The organism is Streptomyces sp. WY228, from assembly GCF_019287315.1.
Lineage (GTDB): Bacteria > Actinomycetota > Actinomycetes > Streptomycetales > Streptomycetaceae > Streptomyces > Streptomyces caviscabies.
Genome location: NZ_CP079114.1, coordinates 5,040,528 through 5,062,919 on the forward strand (window position 1 = coordinate 5,040,528; position 22,392 = coordinate 5,062,919).

Annotated in this window: 20 protein-coding genes and 2 pseudogenes; 19 read left to right on the forward strand and 3 right to left on the reverse strand. The window is 70.3% G+C overall.

The genetic code is table 11. The features are described 5' to 3' along the window. Positions 1-420 precede the first annotated feature (420 nt). The 3 genes and pseudogenes from KV381_RS22065 to KV381_RS22075 all read left to right on the forward strand — a co-directional run. Positions 421-558, forward strand: a pseudogene (locus KV381_RS22065) (ABC transporter ATP-binding protein); the annotation flags it as partial. Between the two features lie 58 nt (positions 559-616). Continuing rightward, entirely contained in the window at positions 617-1,540 is a 924-nt protein-coding gene (locus KV381_RS22070; RefSeq protein ID WP_218786066.1) for a TauD/TfdA family dioxygenase, read from the forward strand. Between the two features lie 30 nt (positions 1,541-1,570). After that, positions 1,571-2,263, forward strand: a complete 693-nt coding sequence (locus KV381_RS22075) for a demethylmenaquinone methyltransferase (protein ID WP_030083407.1) — start codon at positions 1,571-1,573, stop codon at positions 2,261-2,263. A gap of 15 nt (positions 2,264-2,278) precedes the next feature. Here the strand turns inward: KV381_RS22075 and KV381_RS22080 are convergent. Then, positions 2,279-2,765 (reverse strand): annotated as a pseudogene (locus KV381_RS22080) (GNAT family N-acetyltransferase). Positions 2,766-2,862: 97 nt separating this feature from the next. Between KV381_RS22080 and KV381_RS22085 the strand changes: the two are divergent. Further along, positions 2,863-4,146 carry a geranylgeranyl reductase family protein gene (locus tag KV381_RS22085; protein ID WP_030083410.1) on the forward strand — a complete coding sequence of 428 codons (1,284 nt, stop codon included), beginning with the start codon at positions 2,863-2,865 and terminating at the stop codon, positions 4,144-4,146. Between the two features lie 56 nt (positions 4,147-4,202). Here the strand turns inward: KV381_RS22085 and KV381_RS22090 are convergent, their stop codons facing one another. Then, positions 4,203-4,823, reverse strand: coding sequence for an ABATE domain-containing protein (locus KV381_RS22090; protein ID WP_218787279.1), 621 nt, complete (start codon positions 4,821-4,823; stop codon positions 4,203-4,205). A 116-nt stretch (positions 4,824-4,939) separates the two neighbouring features. Here KV381_RS22090 and KV381_RS22095 point away from each other — a divergent pair, with 116 nt between their 5' ends. From KV381_RS22095 to KV381_RS22105, 3 genes are all read left to right on the forward strand, one after another. After that, complete coding sequence (locus tag KV381_RS22095) at positions 4,940-5,677, forward strand: phosphodiesterase (protein ID WP_218786067.1); 738 nt, start codon at positions 4,940-4,942, stop codon at positions 5,675-5,677. A gap of 378 nt (positions 5,678-6,055) precedes the next feature. Next, complete coding sequence (locus KV381_RS22100) at positions 6,056-6,232, forward strand: hypothetical protein (RefSeq protein WP_167396363.1); 177 nt, start codon at positions 6,056-6,058, stop codon at positions 6,230-6,232. A 398-nt stretch (positions 6,233-6,630) separates the two neighbouring features. Next, positions 6,631-7,872: a Cmx/CmrA family chloramphenicol efflux MFS transporter gene (locus KV381_RS22105; RefSeq protein ID WP_030083414.1), complete on the forward strand. Its 1,242-nt coding sequence runs from the start codon at positions 6,631-6,633 to the stop codon at positions 7,870-7,872. 1 nt (position 7,873) lies between these two features. On the opposite strand, the gene KV381_RS22110 is transcribed toward KV381_RS22105, so the two are convergent. Continuing rightward, entirely contained in the window at positions 7,874-8,716 is an 843-nt protein-coding gene (locus tag KV381_RS22110; RefSeq protein ID WP_030083415.1) for a C40 family peptidase, read from the reverse strand. Between the two features lie 824 nt (positions 8,717-9,540). Here KV381_RS22110 and KV381_RS22115 point away from each other — a divergent pair. Genes KV381_RS22115 through nuoL form a run of 12 tightly spaced genes read left to right on the forward strand, consistent with a single transcriptional unit; the run spans position 9,541 to position 22,391 of the window. Further along, positions 9,541-9,900, forward strand: a complete 360-nt coding sequence (locus KV381_RS22115) for an NADH-quinone oxidoreductase subunit A (RefSeq protein WP_003967084.1) — start codon at positions 9,541-9,543, stop codon at positions 9,898-9,900. Between the two features lie 18 nt (positions 9,901-9,918). Beyond that, positions 9,919-10,473, forward strand: coding sequence for an NADH-quinone oxidoreductase subunit B family protein (locus KV381_RS22120; RefSeq protein WP_018490715.1), 555 nt, complete (start codon positions 9,919-9,921; stop codon positions 10,471-10,473). Then, positions 10,470-11,195, forward strand: a complete 726-nt coding sequence (locus KV381_RS22125) for an NADH-quinone oxidoreductase subunit C (RefSeq protein WP_030083418.1) — start codon at positions 10,470-10,472, stop codon at positions 11,193-11,195. The genes KV381_RS22120 and KV381_RS22125 overlap by 4 nt, the downstream gene beginning before the upstream one ends. Beyond that, positions 11,195-12,517: an NADH-quinone oxidoreductase subunit D gene (locus KV381_RS22130; RefSeq protein WP_030083420.1), complete on the forward strand. Its 1,323-nt coding sequence runs from the start codon at positions 11,195-11,197 to the stop codon at positions 12,515-12,517. Before KV381_RS22125 ends, KV381_RS22130 begins: the two co-directional genes overlap by 1 nt. 29 nt (positions 12,518-12,546) lie before the next feature. Continuing rightward, positions 12,547-13,371: an NADH-quinone oxidoreductase subunit NuoE gene (gene nuoE, locus KV381_RS22135; RefSeq protein WP_030083422.1), complete on the forward strand. Its 825-nt coding sequence runs from the start codon at positions 12,547-12,549 to the stop codon at positions 13,369-13,371. Next, positions 13,368-14,750: an NADH-quinone oxidoreductase subunit NuoF gene (nuoF, locus tag KV381_RS22140; protein ID WP_199786677.1), complete on the forward strand. Its 1,383-nt coding sequence runs from the start codon at positions 13,368-13,370 to the stop codon at positions 14,748-14,750. The genes nuoE and nuoF overlap by 4 nt, the downstream gene beginning before the upstream one ends. Next, entirely contained in the window at positions 14,747-17,257 is a 2,511-nt protein-coding gene (locus tag KV381_RS22145; protein ID WP_193463682.1) for an NADH-quinone oxidoreductase subunit G, read from the forward strand. Before nuoF ends, KV381_RS22145 begins: the two co-directional genes overlap by 4 nt. Beyond that, positions 17,254-18,657 (forward strand): NADH-quinone oxidoreductase subunit NuoH, encoded by a 1,404-nt coding sequence (gene nuoH / locus KV381_RS22150; protein ID WP_030083428.1) that lies wholly within the window; start codon positions 17,254-17,256, stop codon positions 18,655-18,657. The genes KV381_RS22145 and nuoH overlap by 4 nt, the downstream gene beginning before the upstream one ends. Then, entirely contained in the window at positions 18,650-19,363 is a 714-nt protein-coding gene (gene nuoI / locus KV381_RS22155) for an NADH-quinone oxidoreductase subunit NuoI (protein ID WP_032786817.1), read from the forward strand. Before nuoH ends, nuoI begins: the two co-directional genes overlap by 8 nt. Beyond that, complete coding sequence (locus KV381_RS22160) at positions 19,360-20,187, forward strand: NADH-quinone oxidoreductase subunit J (RefSeq protein ID WP_030083432.1); 828 nt, start codon at positions 19,360-19,362, stop codon at positions 20,185-20,187. Before nuoI ends, KV381_RS22160 begins: the two co-directional genes overlap by 4 nt. Further along, positions 20,184-20,483: an NADH-quinone oxidoreductase subunit NuoK gene (nuoK, locus tag KV381_RS22165; RefSeq protein ID WP_018960446.1), complete on the forward strand. Its 300-nt coding sequence runs from the start codon at positions 20,184-20,186 to the stop codon at positions 20,481-20,483. Before KV381_RS22160 ends, nuoK begins: the two co-directional genes overlap by 4 nt. 12 nt (positions 20,484-20,495) lie before the next feature. Continuing rightward, complete coding sequence (nuoL, locus tag KV381_RS22170; RefSeq protein ID WP_193463681.1) at positions 20,496-22,391, forward strand: NADH-quinone oxidoreductase subunit L; 1,896 nt, start codon at positions 20,496-20,498, stop codon at positions 22,389-22,391. The last annotated feature ends 1 nt before the right edge of the window (position 22,392 follow it).

A 22,392-nucleotide genomic window follows, 5' to 3' on the forward strand; every position in this document is an offset into this window, starting at 1 on the left:
CGGCATCCGCCCTCCCCTTCTCTCTCTCCGACCCCCACCCCTTACAGAGCACCCGTGTGCCGGAAAGGTTGAAGAGAAGTGAAGATCAGTTCGAGACGGTGTGCGCCGGTCCGGTGCCCGTCCACGGACCGGTCCGCCGGCGTCTCACTCCCTGGCGGATCCTGGTGCCCGCGCGAAACGCTGTGCTAGAACAGCGCCCGTGACAGTCGATCGTTTTCTGGTGGAGTGCCTCCACATCGATCTCTGCCGCGTCTCCAGCGCATCCTGTTGATGCCGGCCGCGGCATCCTCCGCGATACCCACCCTCGACCTCGGCGTCGCCTCCACCCGCTTCCTCAAGGCCCACCCCGATGTGCTGCCCGCCTGTCGCAAGGCCCAGGCGCATGCGCTCGACCTGATCCACGACGACCCCGACGCCAACCGGCCCGGCACGGTCGCCCTGGACATCCCGATCGACCTGCCCCGCACCGGCGCCGACCCCGACGAACTGCGCGGACTGCCCGGGTACGCCGCGCTGCGCGCCGAGATCGGCACGGCGGTACGCAACGCGGCCCGCTGACACCCGCGTACAGCGCCCCGTACAACGGCATGCCCCGTCCAACGAGAGGAGAAGGATCATGACCACCGCGACGACGCCCGTCCTGCGCGAGGCCCGCATCCCCGCCGACGGTCTCTACGAGGGGCCGCGCGAGCTGCCCCGGGTCCCGGAGGGCTGGACCGACCGCCCGTACGAGCGCTTCCGGCCGGTCCCGCTCGGCCGGGTCATCGGCGCGGAGATCCACGGCGTCGACCTGTCCCGCCCGCTCGATCCGGCGGTGCGCGACGAGCTGGACCGGGCGCTGCTGGAGTGGAAGGTGCTGTTCTTCCGCGACCAGCACCTCACTTCGCAGCAGCAGCGGGCGTTCGCCGGGCTCTGGGGCGAGCTGGAGACCAACCCGCTGCTCGCCACCGGCGACGACCCCGAGGTCGCCCGCCTCGACCGCACCACCGTGCCGACCTTCGAGAACATCTGGCACACCGACGTCACCTTCCGCGAGCGCCCCGCCCTCGGCGCGGTCCTCCAGCTCCGTGAGGTGCCGCCGGTGGGCGGCGACACGCTCTGGGCGGACATGGCCGCCGCGTACGACAACCTCGCCCCGGAGGTGAAGGAGCGCATCGAGGGGGCGCGGGCGGTGCACGACTTCATCCCCGGCTTCGCGCGCTTCTACCCGCCGGAGCGGCTGGCGGCGCACCAGGAGGAGTTCCCGCCGGTCGAGCACCCGGTGGTGCGCCGCCATCCGGTCACCGGCCGCCGCACGATCTTCGTCAACGCCTCGTTCACCACCCGGATCGTCGGTTTCGCCCAGGAGGAGAGCGACCGGCTGCTGCGGCTGCTGTTCCAGCAGGCGCACGCCCCGGAGTTCCAGGTGCGGTTCTCCTGGCGGGCGGGCGACGTCGCGTTCTGGGACAACCGGGCCACCCAGCACTACGCGGTCAACGACTACGCCCCGCACCGCCGGGTCGCGGAGCGCGTGGCCATCGCGGGCGACCGCCCGCACTGATCGCGGGGGCGCGGCTGCTTGAATGGAAGGGTGACCCGAGCCTCCCTGGAAAAGCAGCCGCACGAAGTCGCCTCGATGTTCGACGGTGTGGCGGCCAACTACGACCTGACCAACGACGTGATCTCGCTCGGCCAGGCCCGGCTGTGGCGCAAGGCGGTCGCGGCGGCGGTCGACGCCCGCCCCGCGCAGAAGATCCTCGACCTGGCGGCCGGCACCGCGACCTCCTCGCAGCCCTTCGTGAAGGCGGGCGCCTACGTCGTGCCGTGCGACTTCTCGCTCGGCATGCTCAAGGTCGGCAAGGAGCGCCACCCGTGGATGCCGTTCACGGCGGGCGACGGTATGCGGCTGCCGTTCAAGGACGAGACGTTCGACACCGTCACGATCTCCTTCGGGCTGCGCAACATCCAGGACACCGACGTCGCCCTGCGCGAGCTGTACCGGGTGACGAAGCCCGGCGGCCGGGTCGTGATCTGCGAGTTCTCCCAGCCGACCTGGACCCCGTTCCGCACGGTCTACACGGAGTACCTGATGCGGGCGATCCCGCCGGCCGCCCGCGCGGTCTCCTCCAACCCGGACGCGTACGTCTACCTCGCCGAGTCCATCCGCGACTGGCCCGACCAGCCCGCCCTCGCCGCACTGCTCCAGAAGGCGGGCTGGTCGAACGTCGCCTGGCGCAACCTGACCGGCGGCGTGGTGGCCCTGCACCGGGCCACCCGCGCCTGAGCCACCGGCGAGGTCCTACAGCTCCAGCCGGAAGCAGACGGCCACCTGGCCGCGCGGGGTGTCGTACGACTCCGCGCGCCGCATCCCGAGGCGCTCCGCCACCGCCATGGACCGGGCGTTACGGGAGTGGATCATCGCGACCACCTCGCCGACCTCCGCCGCCCGCAGCCGCTCCAGCGTGAGGCGGGCGGCGGCGGAGGCGTATCCGCGGCCCCACGCCGCACGCCCCAGCCGCCAGCCGATCTCGGTCGCGCCGACCGGCCCGTAAGCCGAGCCGGCTCCGAGCCTCGTCCGTCGTGACACAGCCGAGCTCCGCGTCGTGGCGGCGCTGGCGCGCGGTGAGCTCCTCGTACACGGAGAGATCCGCCCGCCGGCCCCCGAAGAACTCCATCACCTCGGGGTCGTCGAAGACCCGGTGCCAGGTCAGGGCGTCCTCGTCGGTCGGAACACGGAGACGTACGGCGGGGGCCGAAGCGTGGGGCGTGGCAGGCGCGATCGACATGAGGGAGCCCTTCGGAGGGTTGGTTCGCAGGCCCCCATAGACTGCACGGGACATGTGCCGCGCGGCACGCGAATTCGAGTCTTCGGGAGATCCGACCGTGACCGAGCCCCTCTCCGAGCACAGCGCGGATGTCATCGTCGTCGGAGCGGGCCCTGCCGGCTCCACGACCGCGTACTACCTCGCCAAGGCCGGACTGGACGTCCTGCTCCTGGAGAAGACCGCCTTCCCCCGGGAGAAGGTCTGCGGCGACGGGCTCACGCCCCGCGCCACCAAACAGCTCGTCGCCATGGGGATCGACATCTCCGAGGAGGCGGGCTGGCTGCGCAACAAGGGCCTGCGCATCATCGGCGGCGGCGTCCGGCTCCAGCTGGACTGGCCGGATCTCGCCTCCTACCCGGACTACGGACTGGTCCGCAAGCGCGACGACTTCGACGAGCAGCTGGCCCGCCAGGCGCAGAAGGCCGGCGCCCGGCTGTACGAGCGCTGCAACGTGGGCGCGCCCATCCGCGACGAGCGCACCGGCCGGATCACCGGCGTCGAGGCGAGGATCGGCGAGGAGAAGACCCCGGTCACCTTCCACGCCCCGCTCGTGGTCGCCGCCGACGGCAACTCCACCCGGCTCTCCCTCGCGATGGGCCTGCACCGCCGCGAGGACCGGCCGATGGGCGTCGCCGTCCGTACGTACTTCACCTCGCCCCGCCACGACGACGACTACCTGGAGTCCTGGCTGGAGCTGTGGGACAAACGCGGCGCCGAGGACCGGCTGCTGCCCGGGTACGGCTGGATCTTCGGCATGGGCGACGGCACCTCCAACGTCGGCCTCGGCATCCTCAACTCCTCCTCCGCCTTCAAGGAGCTGGACTGGCGCGAGGTCCTCAAGGCCTGGTGCGCCTCGATGCCGGAGGACTGGGGCTACACCCCGGAGAACATGACGATGCCGATCCGCGGCGCCGCCCTCCCGATGGCCTTCAACCGCCAGCCGCACTACACCAAGGGCCTCCTGCTCGTCGGCGACGCGGGCGGCATGGTCAACCCGTTCAACGGCGAAGGCATCGCGTACGCCATGGAGTCGGGCCAGATCGCCGCCGACGTCATCGTCCAGGCCCACGCCCGCGCCACCCCCGCCCAGCGCGAACTGGCCCTGAACAACTACCCGAAGGTGCTCAAGGAGACCTACGGCGGCTACTACACGATGGGCCGCGCCTTCGTGAAGCTGATCGGCAACCCCAAGATCATGAAGCTCGCCACCCAGCGCGGTCTGACCCACCCGCTGCTGATGAAGTTCACCCTGAAGATGCTGGCCAACCTGACCGACCCGCAGGGCGGCGACGCGATGGACCGGATCATCAACGGCCTGTCGAAGGTGGCTCCGAAGGCCTGAGGCCGCACGGGACGTTCCGGTGCCTTCCGGAACGTCCCGGGATGTTCCGGGAAGTTTTACGAGGGGTCCGCCGCGCGGGTGCGTTCGTAGTGGCGGGCCACCCGCGCCCGGTTGCCGCAGGAGGGCTTGCACCACTCCTGCCGGCCGTGGCTCCTGACGAAATACCGTACGCAGCGCGGCGCGTGGCAGGCCCGTAGCCGCTCGCGCTCCGGCCCGCTCAGGAAGTCGACGGCATCGCGTGCCAGCGCCGCGACCAGCCGTACGCGTGGATCGGCCTCGGCCGACAGCAGCCCGGCCGTGGGCACGCCTTCGGCGGGCCAGCGCAGTTGCGGAGCCACGGGCTCCCGGGCGGCGGCCGCGTTCAGGAGGGCCAGGGCCTCGTCGGCGGGCATCAGGCGGTGGGCGTCGGCCGGGCTGGGCGGGGCCGGGCTGACCACCCGCGCGAACAGGGCCCGGACGGCCCGCCGTACCCCGATGACCGCGTCCCTGAGCTCCTCGTCGACGACGAACTCCGGGGCGCGTACGGGCTCCTCGGCGCCGATGGGCTCTCCGGCCGGGGCGAGGGCGCTCAGCGGTCCGGTCTGCCGCCGGATCCACCGGGCCGCCCCTTCGAGCGTGCCGAGGTCGTCCAGGACGCCGCCGTCCCCGTCGTGGCGGATGGTGCCCGCCAGTTCCATCACGGGCCGCTCGCTCACCGGCCGCTCCTCCCAAGCCTCTTGAACGTCTGCGCTCCCCACCCTAGAGTCCTAATGGAAGAAGTGGAAATCTGCATTAGACGGGGGAAGGGCTGCTCATGTTGCTCGCTCAGATCAGCGATCTGCACCTGGACGGCGGCGAACGCGCGACCCGGCGGGCCGTCCGCGTCATGGACCATCTGCGGGCTCTGCCCCGCCCGGTCGACGCGCTGCTGGTCACCGGGGACATCGCCGACCACGCGACCGAGGCGGAGTACGAGGAGGCCGTACGGCTGCTGGACGCGCCGTTCCCCGTGCTCGCCTGCCCCGGCAACCACGACGCCCGCCCCGCCTACCGCAAGGCCTTCCTCGGAGAGGCCCCGGACACCGGGCCCGTCAACCGGGTCCACCACATCGCCGGAACCGCCGTCCTGATGTGCGACTCCACGATCCCGGGCAGGGACGAGGGCCGCCTCGACGCCGGGACGCTCGCCTGGATCGACGCCACGCTCACCGGGCTGCCCGACGGCGTACCGGCGCTGATCGCCTTCCACCAGCCGCCCGTCGCACTCCACCACCCGCTGCCGGACGCCGGGATGCTCCAGGAGCCCGAGCGGCTCGCCGCCCTGCTCGCCGCCCATCCGCGGGTCGTCGCCGTCCTCACCGGACACGCCCACACGGCCGCCACGTCCGTCTTCGGCGGCCGCCCCCTGATCGTCGGCCCCGCCGTCACCTGGACCCTGCGCATGCCCTGGGAGGGCGACCGGCCGGCGGACCGGGACCAGCCGCCGGGGCTGGCGTTCCACGTCCTGGGCGAGGACCGGCGGCTGACCACGCACTTCCGTGTCGTTCTCTGATCCGGACCACGGGCTTCAGACCGACCGGCGATCGGGGGGCGGCGTCGCGGGGCTGGGCACGCGCATCTGCGGCGTTGTCGTCAATCACCATGGCTCCGCCATGCCTCGATCCTCCGCCTTGCAGCCGCACGCACCCAGCCCCGCTCCTTCCCCCACCCCCCAATCGCCGGTCGGTCTTAATCCTCGGCCCCCCGGGGGATCGTGTGCGATGATTTGCGCGCCTGCCGGGCCCGTCGGTGGCTCGGGCCGGCCGTGGCGGCGCTCGGTGCGTGCCACTCTCTTTGACGCACTCTCATATCGCACCCTCTTATCGAACGCAGGCCTGCGGGGCACGGAACAAGCCGCTACAGCGCTGCTCGACCCCAAGGACTGACAGCCATGACCACCGCCTCGCTGCCCCAGCACCAGGACCTCTTCCTGGAACCCCGCTTCGCCGTGGACCTGACCACGCCGGACGACGACGAGGACTTCGACGCCGCGTACGACGCGCTCCCCGCGCCCACCACCTCGGCCAAGGAGCAGGAGCGGCCGAACCGCCGCCCGCGCCGCCGCTGATCGGGTAGCCTCCCGTCCCATGGCCAGTCCCGAGTCCGACAGACTCCGGCCACCGGTGCGCCGGTGGCCGTGTCCGTGCTGAGCCTCACCGGCTGACCCCTCGGGTCAACCGGCCCCTCCATCACGGTTCCACGCCCCGCCGGATCACCGCGGGTACGGGCCGTTCTCTCCCGCGTACGTGCCGAACCACCGCCGTACGCAGGGTTCGTGCCACCGGCCGATCACTTCGGATCGACGCGGATCGCCACAGATCACCGCAGATCGACGTCGATCAACGCCGGGCACTTCTTCGCGCCGTGCCGCCGCCGGACCTCCGGCGGGGCCGTCCGCGCGGCCCTCATCCCCGCACACCGGTCTGTCTGTCCATCCGACGGTTCCGTCCAAGGGGCTACTCACCCATGCCATTCGCCGTCTACGTCCTCGGGCTCGCGGTCTTCGCCCAGGGCACCTCCGAGTTCATGCTGTCCGGGCTTCTCTCGGGCATCGCCGCCGACCTCGACGTCTCCCTCTCCGCCGCCGGCCTCCTCACCTCCGCCTTCGCCGTCGGGATGGTCGTCGGCGCACCCCTGATGGCGCTCACCAGCCGCACCTGGCCGCGCCGCCGCGCCCTGCTCCTCTTCCTCGCCGTGTTCGTCGCCGTCCATGTGATCGGCGCGCTCACCCCGCACTACGGCGTGCTCCTCGCGACCCGCTTCGTCGGAGCACTCGCCAACGCGGGCTTCTGGGCGGTGGCCCTGACGACGGCCGTCGCGCTGGTCCCCGACCGGCTCAAGGGCCGCGCCACCGCCGTGGTGGTCGGCGGTGTGACCGTCGCCTGCGTGGTGGGCGTACCGGCCGGCGCGGTGCTGGGGGAGCACTGGGGGTGGCGGTCGGCCTTCTGGGCGGTCGCGATCGTCTCGCTGCCCGCCGTCCTCGCCGTCCTGCGCTCCATCCCGGGCGGCCGGGGTACGGGCGTGGCCGCCGCTCCCGTACCCGTACGGGACGAACTGCGCGCGCTGACCGGCCCCCTGCTGCGGCCGACCCTGCTCACGATGGCCCTGGTGCAGGGGGCGACCTTCTGCGCGTTCTCGTACCTGGAGCCGCTGCTGACCCGGGTGACGGGGCTGGGCGCGGGGTGGGTGCCGGTGGCCCTGGCGCTCTTCGGGGCGGGCTCGTTCGCCGGGGTCGCGGTGGCGGGCCGGTTCGCCGACGCCCACCCGATCACCGTGGTCGCCATCGGCATGACCGCCCTCACGGCCGGCTGGGCGGCGCTCGCCCCGGCGGCGGGCAGCCCGGTGCTCACCCTGGCCCTGATCCCGCTCCTCGGCATGCTCGCCTTCGGTACGGGCACCGCCCTGATCACCCGGGTGCTGGGCCTCGCTCCCGGGGCCCCGACGCTGGCCGGCGCCTTCTCGACGACCGCGTTCAACCTGGGGGCGACGGTGGGCCCGTGGGCGGGCGGACTGGCCCTGGACGCCGGATTCGGCTACCGGGCGCCGGTTCAGGTGAGCGCCCTGCTGATGGTCCTGGCCCTGCTCGTCGCCGCGACGACGGCGAAGGGCCGCCGCCCCCGAGCGGGGGAGCGGCGGCCCTCAGCCGTGCACCGGTGCGCCCGGGGGCGCGACGGCTCTCCGGGCGAACACCCGGGGAACCGCTTGTGAATCAGAGAACGCGGACCGCGCCGGTCGGCCGGTCGTAGTCCAGGGAGCGCTGCACCGTGCCGGTGCTGGAGTTCTGCGCACCGACGAACTCGCCGCCGCCGACGTAGATCGCCACGTGGTACGCGCTGCCCGCGCCGCCCCAGTACAGGATGTCGCCGGGCTGGAGGTTGTCCAGGGAGACCTGGGTGCCGGCCGTCGACTGGGACTGCGAGACGCGCGGCAGGTCGATGCCCGCCGTGCGGTAGGCGGCCTGGACCAGGCCGGAGCAGTCCCACGCGTTGGGGCCGGTGCCGCCGGAGACGTACGCGTCGCCGACCTGGGCCTTGGCGAACGCCACGATGGAGGCGGCGGAACCGCTCACGTTCGAGGAGGAGGACGGGGCGGAGGCGGAGCTGCCCGTGGAGTCCGAGGAGCCGGAGGAGGCGCTGAGCGTCGTGCGCTCGGCGGTCCGGGAGGCGCGCTCGGCGCGCTCCTTGGCCTCCGCCTCGGCCTTCGCGGCGGCTTCGGCCTTCTTCTTGGCCTCGGCCTTGCGGACGGCCTCGGCGTGGGCCTTCTTGGCCGTCTTCGCGGCCTTCTCGGCCGCGGCGTCCTCGTCGGCCTGGGTCTCCAGGTCGAGGGCGACCTGCTGGGTGGCCTGAGCGGAGGCGGCCACAGCGGTGGAGAAGCCGGACGTGATGGTGGGCATCTCGATCGTCTGGGTCACCGGCTCGGCCTGGGCCGGACCGGCGGCACCCGCGACCGCGATGGTGCTGAGGACGCCACCGGCAACTCCGGCTCGCAGTGCCGACTTCGAGGCGCGCTGGCGGGGCTTCCGGTGGCTGGGTATGTGAGCGGTGTGGGACATGGGTACTAGCGCTATCAGGGCTGTAGGGGTCCCATCAAGAAACGTGTGTTGCGACACAGTTACGTTCGGAATCTGTGAATCCGCTTTCTGGGCGCCTTTATTGACGCCGTAACGGGCAAATCGGGCGGCCGCGATCAGGGCCGTGATCACGGCCTTTCGGTAATACGCCCGAATTGCCCGTCGCTTACCATCCGTTCACACCGATGGCCAAGCCCGGTTTCCTGAGGTGCGGGGGCGAGTGGCGCAGGTCACAGTGTGAGTCCACCGCGACAGGCAACCCTCGCGCCCGCGACCCGCGTGGGCGTCCATGGCCGGAACCGGGCTGCGGCCCGTGGCCGGAACCGGAGTGCCGGGTGTCGTCGCGGCCGGCGCGCGGCCGTCTCCGCGGACCTGATCCGGAAGTTCGTGAATGCGGGCACATGTCCCCTTCGGTCCCGACCGCCCCTCGTCCGGGTGAGCGTCAGCATCGGACGGCGCTCTTATCACCTCCGGGCCGTCCACCGCCAATTTGCTTGTACAGGCCGTCGATTGATAGCGCCGCGCGCCTTTGACCAGCGGTAACGCCATCGAATGTCACGTCTCGTGATCACTCGGCCGCTTCGCGTACGAAGATCACCGCTCATACGACTTCATGATCCTTCGTCAGGTGGTGGAGATCACAAAGCCGTTGTCGTACCCCGTGTCGCAGATCACAGGGGACCAGGCATAGGATGCGGGGCAGTCGGGCTTGTGAACTGCCTCACATGTGCACGATCTTGGTGAGGTGGCGAGCCGGTCGCCCGATGCGGTCCAAAGGTCAAGGACGACTGGAAGGAGCGAGGAGCGTGAATGCCTACGCGCCCATCCTCGTGCTCGGCGCCCTCGGGGCAGGGTTTGCGATCTTCTCCGTGGTCATGGCCACGCTTATCGGCCCCAAGCGCTACAACCGGGCAAAGCTCGAAGCGTACGAGTGCGGTATCGAACCCACCCCGACTCCGGCCGGTGGCGGCCGCTTTCCCATCAAGTACTACCTGACGGCGATGCTTTTCATCGTCTTCGACATCGAGATCGTCTTCCTCTATCCCTGGGCGGTCTCCTTCGACGCCCTGGGGATCTTCGGGCTCGTGGAGATGCTGCTCTTCGTGCTCACCGTCTTCGTCGCCTATGCGTATGTATGGCGTCGCGGCGGCCTGGAATGGGACTGAGGGGCTGAGGGGCACACCATGGGACTCGAAGAGAAACTGCCGAGCGGCTTCGTTCTGACCACGGTCGAGCAGGCCGCGGGCTGGGTGCGGAAGTCATCCGTCTTCCCGGCCACGTTCGGACTCGCCTGCTGCGCCATCGAGATGATGACGACCGGCGCGGGCCGCTACGACCTCGCCCGGTTCGGGATGGAGGTCTTCCGCGGATCGCCGCGACAGGCTGACCTGATGATCGTCGCGGGACGGGTGAGCCAGAAGATGGCGCCCGTCCTGCGCCAGGTCTACGACCAGATGCCGAATCCCAAGTGGGTCATTTCCATGGGGGTTTGTGCGTCATCGGGTGGAATGTTCAACAATTACGCCATTGTGCAGGGTGTTGATCACATTGTCCCGGTCGATATCTATTTGCCGGGTTGTCCGCCCCGTCCCGAGATGCTGCTGGACGCCATCCTCAAGCTCCACCAGAAGATCCAGGACGGCAAGCTCGGGGTCAACGCGGAGGAAGCCGCCCGCGAGGCCGAGGAAGCGGCCCTCAAGGCACTGCCCCTGATCGAGATGAAGGGGCTGCTGCGGTGAGCGACCACACCCACGGCGAGGGACAGAACGGCAACGCCGTACCCGCCCCGCGCGACACCGGCGGCGAGGTCATCCGCGTACGCAAGGGCATGTTCGGCGCCAACAACGGCGGCGACACCTCCGGCTACGGCGGCCTCGTCCGCACCGTCACCCTGCCGGGAGCCGCTTCCCGGCCCTACGGCGGCTGGTTCGACGAGGTGGCCGACGAGCTCGAAGGGGCCCTGGAGGAACAGGACCTGCTTCCCGAGAACGCCATCGAGAAGACGGTCGTCGACCGCGACGAGCTGACCTTCCACATCGCCCGCGAACACCTCGTCCAGGTCGCCCGCACCCTGCGCGACGACCCCGCCCTGCGCTTCGAACTCTGTACGGGCGTGAGCGGCGTCCACTTCCCGGGCGACAAGGGCCGCGAGCTGCACGCCGTCTACCACCTGCGCTCGCTCACCCACGGCCGGCTGATCCGGCTGGAGGTGTCCGCCCCGGACAGCGACCCGCACATCCCGTCGCTCGTCGAGATCTACCCGACCAACGACTGGCACGAGCGCGAGGCGTACGACTTCTTCGGGCTCATCTTCGACGGGCACCCGGCCCTGACCCGGATCATGATGCCGGACGACTGGCAGGGCTTCCCGCAGCGCAAGGACTACCCGCTCGGCGGCATCGCCGTCGAGTACAAGGGCGCCCAGATCCCGGCTCCGGACCAGCGGAGGTCGTACTCCTGATGACCACTCCCCACGCGACACCCCGAGCGACCACCGAGGGGACTGTATATACAGTCACCGGCGGCGACTGGGACGAGGTCGTCGAATCCGCGGTGAAGTCCGACGACGAGCGCATCATCGTCAACATGGGCCCCCAGCACCCGTCCACGCACGGCGTGCTGCGCCTCATCCTGGAGATCGACGGCGAGACCGTCACCGAGGCCCGCTGCGGCATCGGCTACCTCCACACCGGCATCGAGAAGAACCTCGAATTCCGCAACTGGACCCAGGGCACCACCTTCGTCACGCGGATGGACTACCTGACGCCGTTCTTCAACGAGACGGCGTACTGCCTGGGCGTCGAGAAGCTCCTCGGCATCGAGGACCAGGTCCCCGACCGGGCCACCGTCATCCGCGTACTGCTGATGGAGCTCAACCGGCTCGCCTCGCACTTGGTGTGCATCGCCACCGGCGGCATGGAGCTCGGCGCGACCACGATCATGATCTACGGCTTCCGCGATCGTGAACTGGTTCTCGACCTCTTCGAGCTCTTCACCGGCCTGCGGATGAACCACGCGTTCGTCCGCCCCGGCGGCCTCGCCCAGGACCTGCCCCCGGGCGCGGTCGACCAGCTGCGCGAGTTCATCAAGACCATGAAGAAGAACCTGCCGGAGTACGACAAGCTCGCCACCGGCAACCCCATCTTCAAGGCCCGGATGAAGGACGTCGGCTACCTCGACCTCACCGGCTGCATGGCGCTCGGCGCCACCGGCCCGGTGCTCCGCTCCGCCGGACTCCCGCACGACCTGCGCAAAAGCGACCCGTACTGCGGCTACGAGACCTACGACTTCGACGTCCCGACCGCCGACACCTGCGACTCCTACGGACGCTTCCTCATCCGGCTGGAGGAGATGCGCCAGTCGCTGCGCATCATCGAGCAGTGCATCGACCGCCTGGAGCCCGGGCCGGTCATGGTCGCCGACAAGAAGATCGCCTGGCCCGCCCAGCTCGCGCTCGGCGCCGACGGTCTCGGCAACTCGCTCGACCACATCAGGAACATCATGGGCACCTCCATGGAAGCCCTGATCCACCACTTCAAGCTGGTGACCGAGGGCTTCCGGGTACCCGCCGGACAGACGTACACCGCCGTCGAGTCCCCCAAGGGCGAACTCGGCGTCCATGTCGTCTCCGACGGCGGCACCCGCCCCTACCGGGTCCACTTCCGCGACCCGTCCTTCACCAACCTGCAGGCCATGGCGGCGATGTGCGAAGGCGGCCAGGTCGCCGACGTCATCGTCGCCGTCGCGTCCATCGACCCCGTGATGGGAGGCGTCGACCGGTGACCACCTCACGCCAAGACGTCAGTCTGGGGATGCCGCAGCTCCCCGCCACCCCCTACCCGGCCGAGGTGCGCGCCCGGCTCGACGCGGACGCGAAGGAGGTGCTCGCCCGCTACCCCGGCAGCCGCTCCGCCCTGCTGCCGCTGCTGCACCTCGTGCAGTCCGAGGAGGGCTACGTCTCCCGTACGGGCGTCGCCTTCTGCGCCGAGACGCTCGACCTCACCACCGCCGAGGTCACCGCCGTCGCCACCTTCTACTCCATGTACCGGCGCAGGCCGAGCGGCGACTACCAGGTCGGTGTCTGCACCAACACCCTGTGTGCCGTCATGGGCGGCGACGCCATCTTCGACACGCTCAAGGACCACCTCGGCGTCGGCAACAACGAGACCACCGAGGACGGCAAGGTCACCCTCGAACACATCGAGTGCAACGCCGCCTGCGACTTCGCGCCCGTCGTGATGGTCAACTGGGAGTTCTTCGACAACCAGACGCCGGAGAGCGCCACCCAGCTCGTCGACGACCTGATCGCCGGCCGGACCGTCGAGCCCACCCGCGGCGCGCCGATCTGCTCGTACAAGGACACCGCCCGCATCCTGGCCGGCTTCCCCGACGAGCGCCCCGGCGCCGTCGAGGCGACCGGCGGCGCGGGCCCCGCCTCCCTCGTCGGGCTGAAGCTCGCCAAGGGCGAGGCGCTGCCGAAGGCGCGCGTGGTCTCCCCGCGCGCCGGGCAGCCGCAGGACGCGCAGCCGCACGACCCTTCGCCGTCCGAGCACCTCAGCTCGCACGACGCACCGCAGCAGACCTCGGCCTCCGACCCGGAGCACCCGGCCGGGCCCGCAGCCGAGGAGGGGGAGTGATGACCTTGGCCGCCGAGATCGACCACAACGGGACGAGCCCCGAGAAGCTGCTCGCACCCGTGCTCTCCGCCTTCTGGGACCAGCCCGAGTCCTGGACGCTGGACACCTACCGGCGCCACGAGGGCTACGAAGGGCTGCGCAAGGCGCTGGCCATGGCGCCCGACGACCTCATCGCGTACGTCAAGGACTCCGGTCTGCGCGGCCGCGGCGGCGCGGGCTTCCCCACCGGGATGAAGTGGCAGTTCATCCCGCAGGGCGATGGCAAACCGCACTATCTCGTTGTCAACGCCGACGAGTCGGAGCCGGGGACCTGCAAGGACATCCCGCTCCTCTTCGCGAACCCGCACAGCCTCATCGAGGGCATCGTGATCGCCTGTTACGCGATCCGTTCGTCGCACGCGTTCATCTACTTGCGCGGTGAGGTCGTCCCCGTGCTGCGACGACTGCACGAGGCCGTACGAGAGGCGTACGAGGCGGGTTATCTGGGGACGAACATCCTGGGTTCAGGACTCGATCTGGAACTCACGGTGCACGCGGGCGCCGGTGCGTACATCTGTGGTGAGGAAACCGCGCTGCTCGACTCTCTCGAAGGACGACGTGGCCAGCCCCGGCTGCGGCCCCCCTTCCCTGCGGTCGCCGGTCTGTACGCCTGCCCCACTGTGGTGAACAACGTCGAGTCCATCGCCTCGGTTCCCGCGATCCTGAACAAGGGCAAGGACTGGTTCAAGTCGATGGGCAGCGAGAAGTCCCCGGGCTTCACGCTCTACTCGCTCAGCGGCCATGTCACCAGCCCCGGCCAGTACGAGGCCCCGCTCGGCATCACGCTCCGCCAGCTCCTCGACATGAGCGGCGGCATCCGGGCCGGTCACCGCCTCAAGTTCTGGACCCCGGGCGGCTCCTCCACCCCGATGTTCACCGAGGAGCACCTCGACGTCCCCCTCGACTACGAGGGCGTCGGCGCGGCCGGGTCCATGCTCGGCACCAAGGCGCTCCAGTGCTTCGACGAGACGACCTGCGTCGTGCGGGCCGTCACCCGGTGGACCGAGTTCTACGCCCACGAGTCCTGCGGCAAGTGCACACCCTGCCGCGAAGGCACGTACTGGCTGGTCCAGTTGCTCCGCGACATCGAGGCCGGCAAGGGCGAGATGGCCGACCTCGACAAGCTCAACGACATCGCCGACAACATCAACGGCAAGTCGTTCTGCGCGCTCGGCGACGGCGCGGCCTCGCCGATCTTCTCCTCGCTCAAGTACTTCCGCGAGGAGTACGAGCAGCACATCACCGGCAAGGGCTGCCCCTTCGACCCCGCCCGGTCCACGGCCTGGGCCGACGACAAGAACACCGACGGCAAGAACGCTCACCGGGGGGTGAACGCATGACAGTCACCACGAGTGCGCCCTCCGGGGGCGGCGAGGCGGCGGTTCCGCCCGAGGACCTGGTCACGCTGACCATCGACGGCATCGAGATCAGCGTCCCGAAGGGGACCCTGGTCATCCGGGCCGCCGAACTCCTCGGCATCGAGATCCCGCGCTTCTGCGACCACCCGCTCCTCGACCCCGCGGGCGCCTGCCGCCAGTGCATCGTCGAGGTCGAGGGCCAGCGCAAGCCGATGGCCTCCTGCACCATCACCTGCACCGACGGCATGGTCGTCAAGTCGCAGATCACCTCTCCTGTCGCCGAGAAGGCGCAGAAGGGCGTGATGGAGCTGCTGCTGATCAACCATCCGCTGGACTGCCCCGTCTGCGACAAGGGCGGCGAGTGCCCGCTGCAGAACCAGGCGATGTCGCACGGCGGCGCCGACTCCCGGTTCGAGGGCAAGAAGCGGACCTTCGAGAAGCCCGTCCCGATCTCCACCCAGGTGCTGCTGGACCGCGAGCGGTGCGTGCTCTGCGCGCGCTGCACCCGGTTCTCCAACCAGGTGGCGGGCGACCCGATGATCGAGCTGATCGAGCGCGGCGCCCTCCAGCAGGTCGGCACCGGTGAGGGCGACCCCTTCGAGTCGTACTTCTCCGGCAACACCATCCAGATCTGCCCGGTCGGCGCGCTGACCTCGGCGGCGTACCGATTCCGCTCCCGCCCCTTCGACCTGGTCTCCACCCCCTCAGTGTGCGAGCAGTGCGCGGGCGGCTGCTCGACCCGGACCGACCACCGGCGCGGCAAGGTCATGCGACGCCTCGCGGCCAACGAGCCCGAGGTCAACGAGGAGTGGATCTGCGACAAGGGGCGGTTCGGCTTCCGTTACGCCCAGCAGCGCGACCGGCTCACCACCCCGCTGGTCCGCAACGCCGAAGGCGTCCTGGAACCGGCGAGCTGGCCCGAGGCGCTGGAAGCCGCGGCGGCCGGACTCCTCGCCGCCCGCGGCCGTACCGGCGTCCTGACCGGCGGCCGGCTGACCGTCGAGGACGCCTACGCGTACAGCAAGTTCGCCCGGGTCGCCCTCGACACCAACGACATCGACTTCCGCTCCCGCGTCCACAGCGCCGAGGAGGCCGACTTCCTGGCCGCCCGGGTCGCCGGACGCGGCCGGGACCTCGACGGCGAGGGTGTCACGTACACCGCCCTGGAGAAGGCCCCCGCGGTCCTGCTCGTCGGGTTCGAGTCCGAGGAGGAGGCGCCCGGCGTCTTCCTGCGGCTGCGCAAGGCCCACCGCAAGAGCGGCCAGAAGACCTTCGCGCTCGCCTCGCACGCCACCCGGGGCCTGGTGAAGGCGGGCGGCACCCTGCTGCCCGCCGCCCCCGGCACCGAGACCGAATGGCTGGACGCGCTCGCGGGCGGCGTCGGCCTGGAGGCCGAAGGGGCGGCGGCCGCCGAGGCGTTGCGCGGTGAGCACGCGCTGATCATCGTCGGCGAGCGGCTCGCGGGCGTGCCCGGCGCACTGTCCGCCGCGATCCGCACCGCCACCGCCACCGGCGCACGCCTGGTGTGGATTCCGCGCCGGGCGGGCGACCGGGGCGCGGTCGAGGCGGGCGCGCTCCCCTCGCTGCTGCCCGGCGGCCGCCCGGCCACCGACCCGCGGGCCCGCGACGAGGTCGCGGAGCTGTGGCGGGTGGCCGAACTGCCCACCCGCCACGGCCGCGACACCGGCCAGATCGTCGAGGCCGCGGCCACCGGCGAACTGGGCGCGCTGCTCGTCGCCGGGGTCGGCGTCGAGGACCTGCCCGACCCGAACCGCGCCATCCAGGCGCTGAACGAGGTCGGCTTCCTGGTCTCGCTGGAGCTGCGGCCGAGCGCGGTCACCGCCCGCGCGGACGTGGTCTTCCCGGTCGCCGCCGTCGCGGAGAAGTCCGGCACCTTCCTCAACTGGGAGGGCCGGGTCCGGATGTTCCAGGCGGCGCTGAAGCCCGAGCAGATGTCCCGGACGCTCGCGCCGGCCGACTCGCGGGTGCTGCACATGCTGGCCGATGCCATGGACGTGCACTTCGCCCTGCCGGACCTGACCGCCGCCCGCCGCGAGCTGGACCGGCTCGGCGGCTGGGAGGGCGGCCACGCGGACGACCCGCGCGAGAGCGCGCGGCCGCTGCCCCGGCCCGGCGACGGGGAGGCGGTCCTCGCGGGCCACCGGATGCTGCTCGACCTCGGCCGGCTCCAGGAGGGCGACACCGCGCTCGCCGGCACCCGGCACGCGGCCGTCGCCCGGCTCTCGGCGGTCACCGCCGCCGAGTCCGGCGTCAAGGACGGCGACCTGCTCGCCGTCACCGGCCCCGCGGGCACCGTCGAACTGCCCCTCGCGGTCACCGACATGCCGGACCGGGTGGTCTGGGTGCCGCTGAACTCGGTGGGACGCGGCATCCCCGCCGACACCGGCGTGAACCCGGGCGGCCTGGTGCGGATCGGCCCCGCCGCCGCACCGGGTGCTCCCGTCGAACCATCGGAGGTACGAGCGTGACTGGCCTCGCCGCACTCACGACGGCGCCCGAGCGCGCCGTCCTCGCCGCCGAGGATCTCTCGATGTTCGGCACCGACCCCTGGTGGCTCGTCGCCATCAAGGCGGTCTTCTGCTTCGCGTTCCTGATGCTGATCGTGCTGTTCTCCATCGTGTGGGAACGCAAGGTCGTCGCCTGGATGCAGCTGCGCATCGGCCCCAACCGGCACGGCCCCTGGGGGCTGCTCCAGTCGCTGGCCGACGGCATCAAGCTGATGCTGAAGGAAGACGTGATCGTCAAGCGCGCGGACAAGGCGGTCTACGTCCTCGCGCCGATCCTCGCCGCGATCCCGGCCTTCATGGCGATCGCCGTGATCCCCTTCGGCCCGGCGGGCAACGAGGTCTCCATCTTCGGGCAGCGCACCGCGATGCAGCTCACCGACCTCCCGATCGCCGCGCTTTACATCCTCGCCGTCGGCGCGGTCGGGGTGTACGGCTTCGTGCTCGGCGGCTGGTCCTCGGGCTCGACGTACCCGCTGCTCGGCGGAATCCGCTCGTCCGCCCAGATGATCTCGTACGAGATCGCCATGGGCGCCGCCTTCGCCTCGGTCTTCCTCTACTCCGGGTCGATGTCCACCTCGACGATCGTGGAGGCGCAGGCGGACCGCTGGTACATCATGCTGCTGCCGGTCTCCTTCATCATCTACATGGTGACCATGGTCGGTGAGGCCAGCCGGGCCCCGTTCGACATGCCGGAGTCCGAGGGCGACCTGGTCGGCGGGTTCAACACCGAGTACAGCTCCATCAAGTTCGCGATGTTCATGCTCGCCGAGTACATCCACATGGTGACCGTGTCGATGATCGCGGTGACGCTGTTCCTCGGCGGCTGGCGGGCCCCGTACCCGGTCTCCGCCTTCTGGGAGGGCGCGAACCACGGCTGGTGGCCGATGCTCTGGTTCTTCCTGAAGCTCCAGCTGCTGATCTTCTTCTTCATCTGGCTGCGCGGCACCCTTCCCCGGGTGCGCTACGACCAGTTGATGAAGCTGGGCTGGAAGGTCCTCATCCCGGTCTCGGTGGTCTGGCTGATGCTCGTCGCCACCGTCCGCGCCCTGCGCAACGAGGGCTACGACTTCTCCCGGATCGTGCTGTACGTCGCCGCCGTCGTGATCTCGATCCTGCTGATCTCCTTCGTCGTCGACATGTACCGCGACCGCAGGCGCAAGGCCGAGGAGGAAGCGGCCGGACCCGAGCCCGCCTTCGACCCGATGGCGGGCGGGTTCCCGGTGCCGCCGCTGCCCGGACAGACGCTGCCGCCGGTGCCCAGGCGCAGGCCACGACGGGACCGGGAGCTCGTTGTCAGTGGCGGGGCGGATACTCAGAGTGACGAAAGTGCGAGTGACGGAAAGGAGGCCGGCGGTGTCTGAGAAACCAGAGCTCACGGGCTCATCGGGATCCGCTGGGTCCTCGGGCCGGGCGGGACAGACCGGGGAGTCGGGGGAGTCCGGGGAGAAGTTCCAGAACCCCGTGGCCGGCTTCGGCGTGACCTTCAAGGCCATGTTCAAGAAGCGGCTCACCGAGCAGTATCCGGAGACGCCGAAGGTGACGGCGCCCCGCTTCCACGGCCGCCACCAGCTCAACCGCCACCCGGACGGCCTGGAGAAGTGCGTCGGCTGCGAGCTGTGCGCCTGGGCCTGTCCGGCCGACGCGATCTACGTGGAGGGCGCGGACAACACCGAGGAGGAGCGCTACTCCCCGGGAGAGCGCTACGGCCGCGTCTACCAGATCAACTACGCGCGCTGCATCCTGTGCGGACTCTGCATCGAGGCGTGCCCCACCCGGGCGCTCACCATGACCAATGAGTTCGAGCTCGCCAACACCACCCGCGAGAGCCTCATCTACACCAAGGACGAGCTGCTCGCGGGCCTGGACGAAGGCATGGTCGACAGCCCGCACGCGATCTTCCCCGGCATGGACGAACAGGACTACTACCGGGGCGTGGTCACCGAGGCCGCCCCCGGTACGGTCCGTCAGACGGCCGTGTCCAAGGGCGAGAGCGACAAGCCCGACGAGGACCCCATCGAGTCCACCCGGGCCGCCGACGCCCGGCAGGACAAGGGGGTGGAGGCGTGAACGCCCTGGCCGCGGCCACCGCCACCTCGACCGGCGAGGCCATCCAGTTCTGGATCCTGGGCACCGTCGCCGTGATCGGCGCGCTCTCCACGGTGCTGATGAAGAAGTCCGTGCACAGCGCCCTGTCACTCGCCGGCACCATGATCGTCCTCGCTGTCTTCTACCTCGCCAACGGCGCGTATTTCCTCGGCATCGTCCAGATCGTCGTCTACACCGGCGCGATCATGATGCTGTTCCTCTTCGTCGTCATGCTCGTCGGCGTCACCGCGGCGGACTCCCTCAAGGAGACCCTCAAGGGCCAGCGCTGGCTGGCCCTCGGGTGCGCCCTCGGGTTCGCCGTCCTGCTGATCGCGGGCATCGGCAACGCCTCGCTGAGCACCTTCAACGGGCTCGGCGCGGCCAACGCCCTGCACGGCGGCAACGTCGAGGGAATCGCCAACCTCATCTTCACCAAGTACGTCTTCGCCTTCGAGATCACCGGCGCCCTGCTGATCACCGCGACCGTCGGCGCGATGGTGCTCACGCACCGCGAGCGCACCGAACGGGCCAAGACCCAGCGGCAGATGTCCGAGGAGCGCGTGCGCGGCAAGCACCTCCCGCCGCTCCCCGCCCCCGGCGTCTACGCCCGGCACAACGCGGTGGACATCCCCGGTCTGCTCCCCGACGGTACGCCGTCCGAGCTCACCGTCATGCAGACCCTGCGTGAACGCGGCCAGATCCGCGATGTCTCGCAGGAGTCCCTCGCCGATCTCAAGGCGCTGGAGCAGCGCTCCGGGGAGCGGCTCGGGCGCAAGGACGTGGAGAATTCGGAGGCCGCCCAGTGAACCCGGTCAACTACCTCTATCTCGCGGCCCTGCTGTTCGCGATCGGCGCCTCCGGGGTGCTGATCCGGCGGAACACGATCGTGCTGTTCATGTGCGTCGAGCTGATGCTCAACGCCTGCAATCTGGCGCTCGTCACGTTCTCGCGGATGCACGGCAACCTCGACGGGCAGATCGTCGCGTTCTTCACGATGGTCGTCGCCGCCGCGGAAGTCGTCGTCGGACTCGCGATCATCGTGTCGTTGTTCCGCTCCCGCCACTCGGCCTCGGTCGACGACGCCAGCCTGATGAAGCTGTAAGGGGTCGGAAACGTGGAGAACCTGATTGCGCTGCTCGTCGCGGCGCCCCTGCTCGGAGCGGCGGTCCTGCTCTGCGGCGGCCGCCGGCTGGACCGGACGGGCCACTGGCTCGGCACCGCCCTGGCCGGCGCCTCGTTCGTCGTCGGACTGATCCTCTTCACCGACATGCTGGGGAAGGGCGCCGAGGACCGGGCCCTGCACCAGCATCTGTTCAGCTGGATTCCGGTGGAGGGCTTCCAGGCCGACATCGCCTTCCAGCTCGACCAGTTGTCGATGACGTTCGTCCTGCTCATCACCGGTGTGGGCACGCTGATCCACATCTACTCCATCGGCTACATGGAGCACGACGAGCGCAGGCGCCGCTTCTTCGGCTATCTCAACCTGTTCCTCGCGGCGATGCTCATCCTGGTCATCGCCGACAACTACCTGCTGCTGTACGTCGGGTGGGAGGGCGTCGGCCTGGCGTCGTTCCTGCTCATCGGCTTCTGGCAGCACAAGCCCACCGCGGCCACCGCCGCGAAGAAGGCCTTCCTGGTCAACCGGGTCGGCGACATGGGCCTGTCGATCGCCATCATGCTGATGTTCACCACCTTCGGCACCTTCGCCTTCGGGCCGGTGCTGGAGTCGGCGGGCGAGACGAGCCAGGGCAAGCTGACCGCCATCGGCCTGATGCTGCTGCTGGCCGCCTGCGGCAAGTCGGCCCAGGTGCCGTTGCAGTCCTGGCTCGGCGACGCGATGGAGGGCCCGACCCCGGTCTCCGCCCTCATCCACGCCGCGACCATGGTGACCGCCGGTGTCTATCTCATCGTCCGCTCCGGCGCGATCTTCAACGCCGCCCCGGACGCCCAGCTGGTCGTCGTCATCGTCGGCGCGGTCACGCTGATCTTCGGTGCGATCGTCGGTTGCGCGAAGGACGACATCAAGAAGGCCCTGGCCGGGTCCACGATGTCGCAGATCGGCTACATGATCCTCGCCGCGGGCCTCGGCCCCATCGGCTACATCTTCGCGATCATGCACCTGGTGACGCACGGCTTCTTCAAGGCCGGGCTGTTCCTCGGCGCGGGCTCCGTCATGCACGGCATGAACGACGAGGTCGACATGCGCAAGTACGGCGGCCTGCGGAAGTACATGCCGGTCACCTTCGTCACCTTCGGGCTCGGCTATCTGGCCATCATCGGCTTCCCCGGCCTGTCCGGCTTCTTCTCCAAGGACAAGATCATCGAGGCGGCCTTCGCCAAGGGCGGCACCGAGGGCTGGATCCTCGGCTCCGTGGCCCTGCTGGGCGCCGCGATCACCGCGTTCTACATGACGCGCGTGATGCTGATGACCTTCTTCGGCGAGAAGCGCTGGCAGCCCGACGCCGAGGGCCACGAGCCGCATCCGCACGAGTCCCCGAAGTCGATGACGATCCCGATGATCGTGCTGGCCTTCGGCTCGGTCTTCGCCGGCGGGTTCTTCGCGATCGGCGACCGGTTCATCAACTGGCTGGAGCCGGTGACCGGTTACGACCACGGGCACGCCCCGCTGAGCGCGGCCACGGTCACCGGAGCCACCGTGGTGGCCCTGGTCGTCGGCGTCGGCATCGCCTGGGCGATGTACGGGCGCAAGCCGGTCCCTGTGGTCGCCCCGCGCGGCTCGGTCCTCACCCGGGCCGCCCGCCGCGATCTCCTCCAGGACGACTTCAACCACGTGGTCCTGGTCCGCGGCGGCGAGCACCTCACCCGCTCGCTGGTCTACGTGGACCACTCCCTGGTGGACGGCGTCGTCAACGGCACGGCCGCCTCGGTCGGCGGGCTCTCCGGCCGGCTGCGCAAGCTGCAGAACGGCTACGCCCGCACCTACGCGGTCTCGATGTTCGGCGGTACGGCGGTCGTCATCGCCGCGACCCTGCTGATGAGGGCGGTCTGAT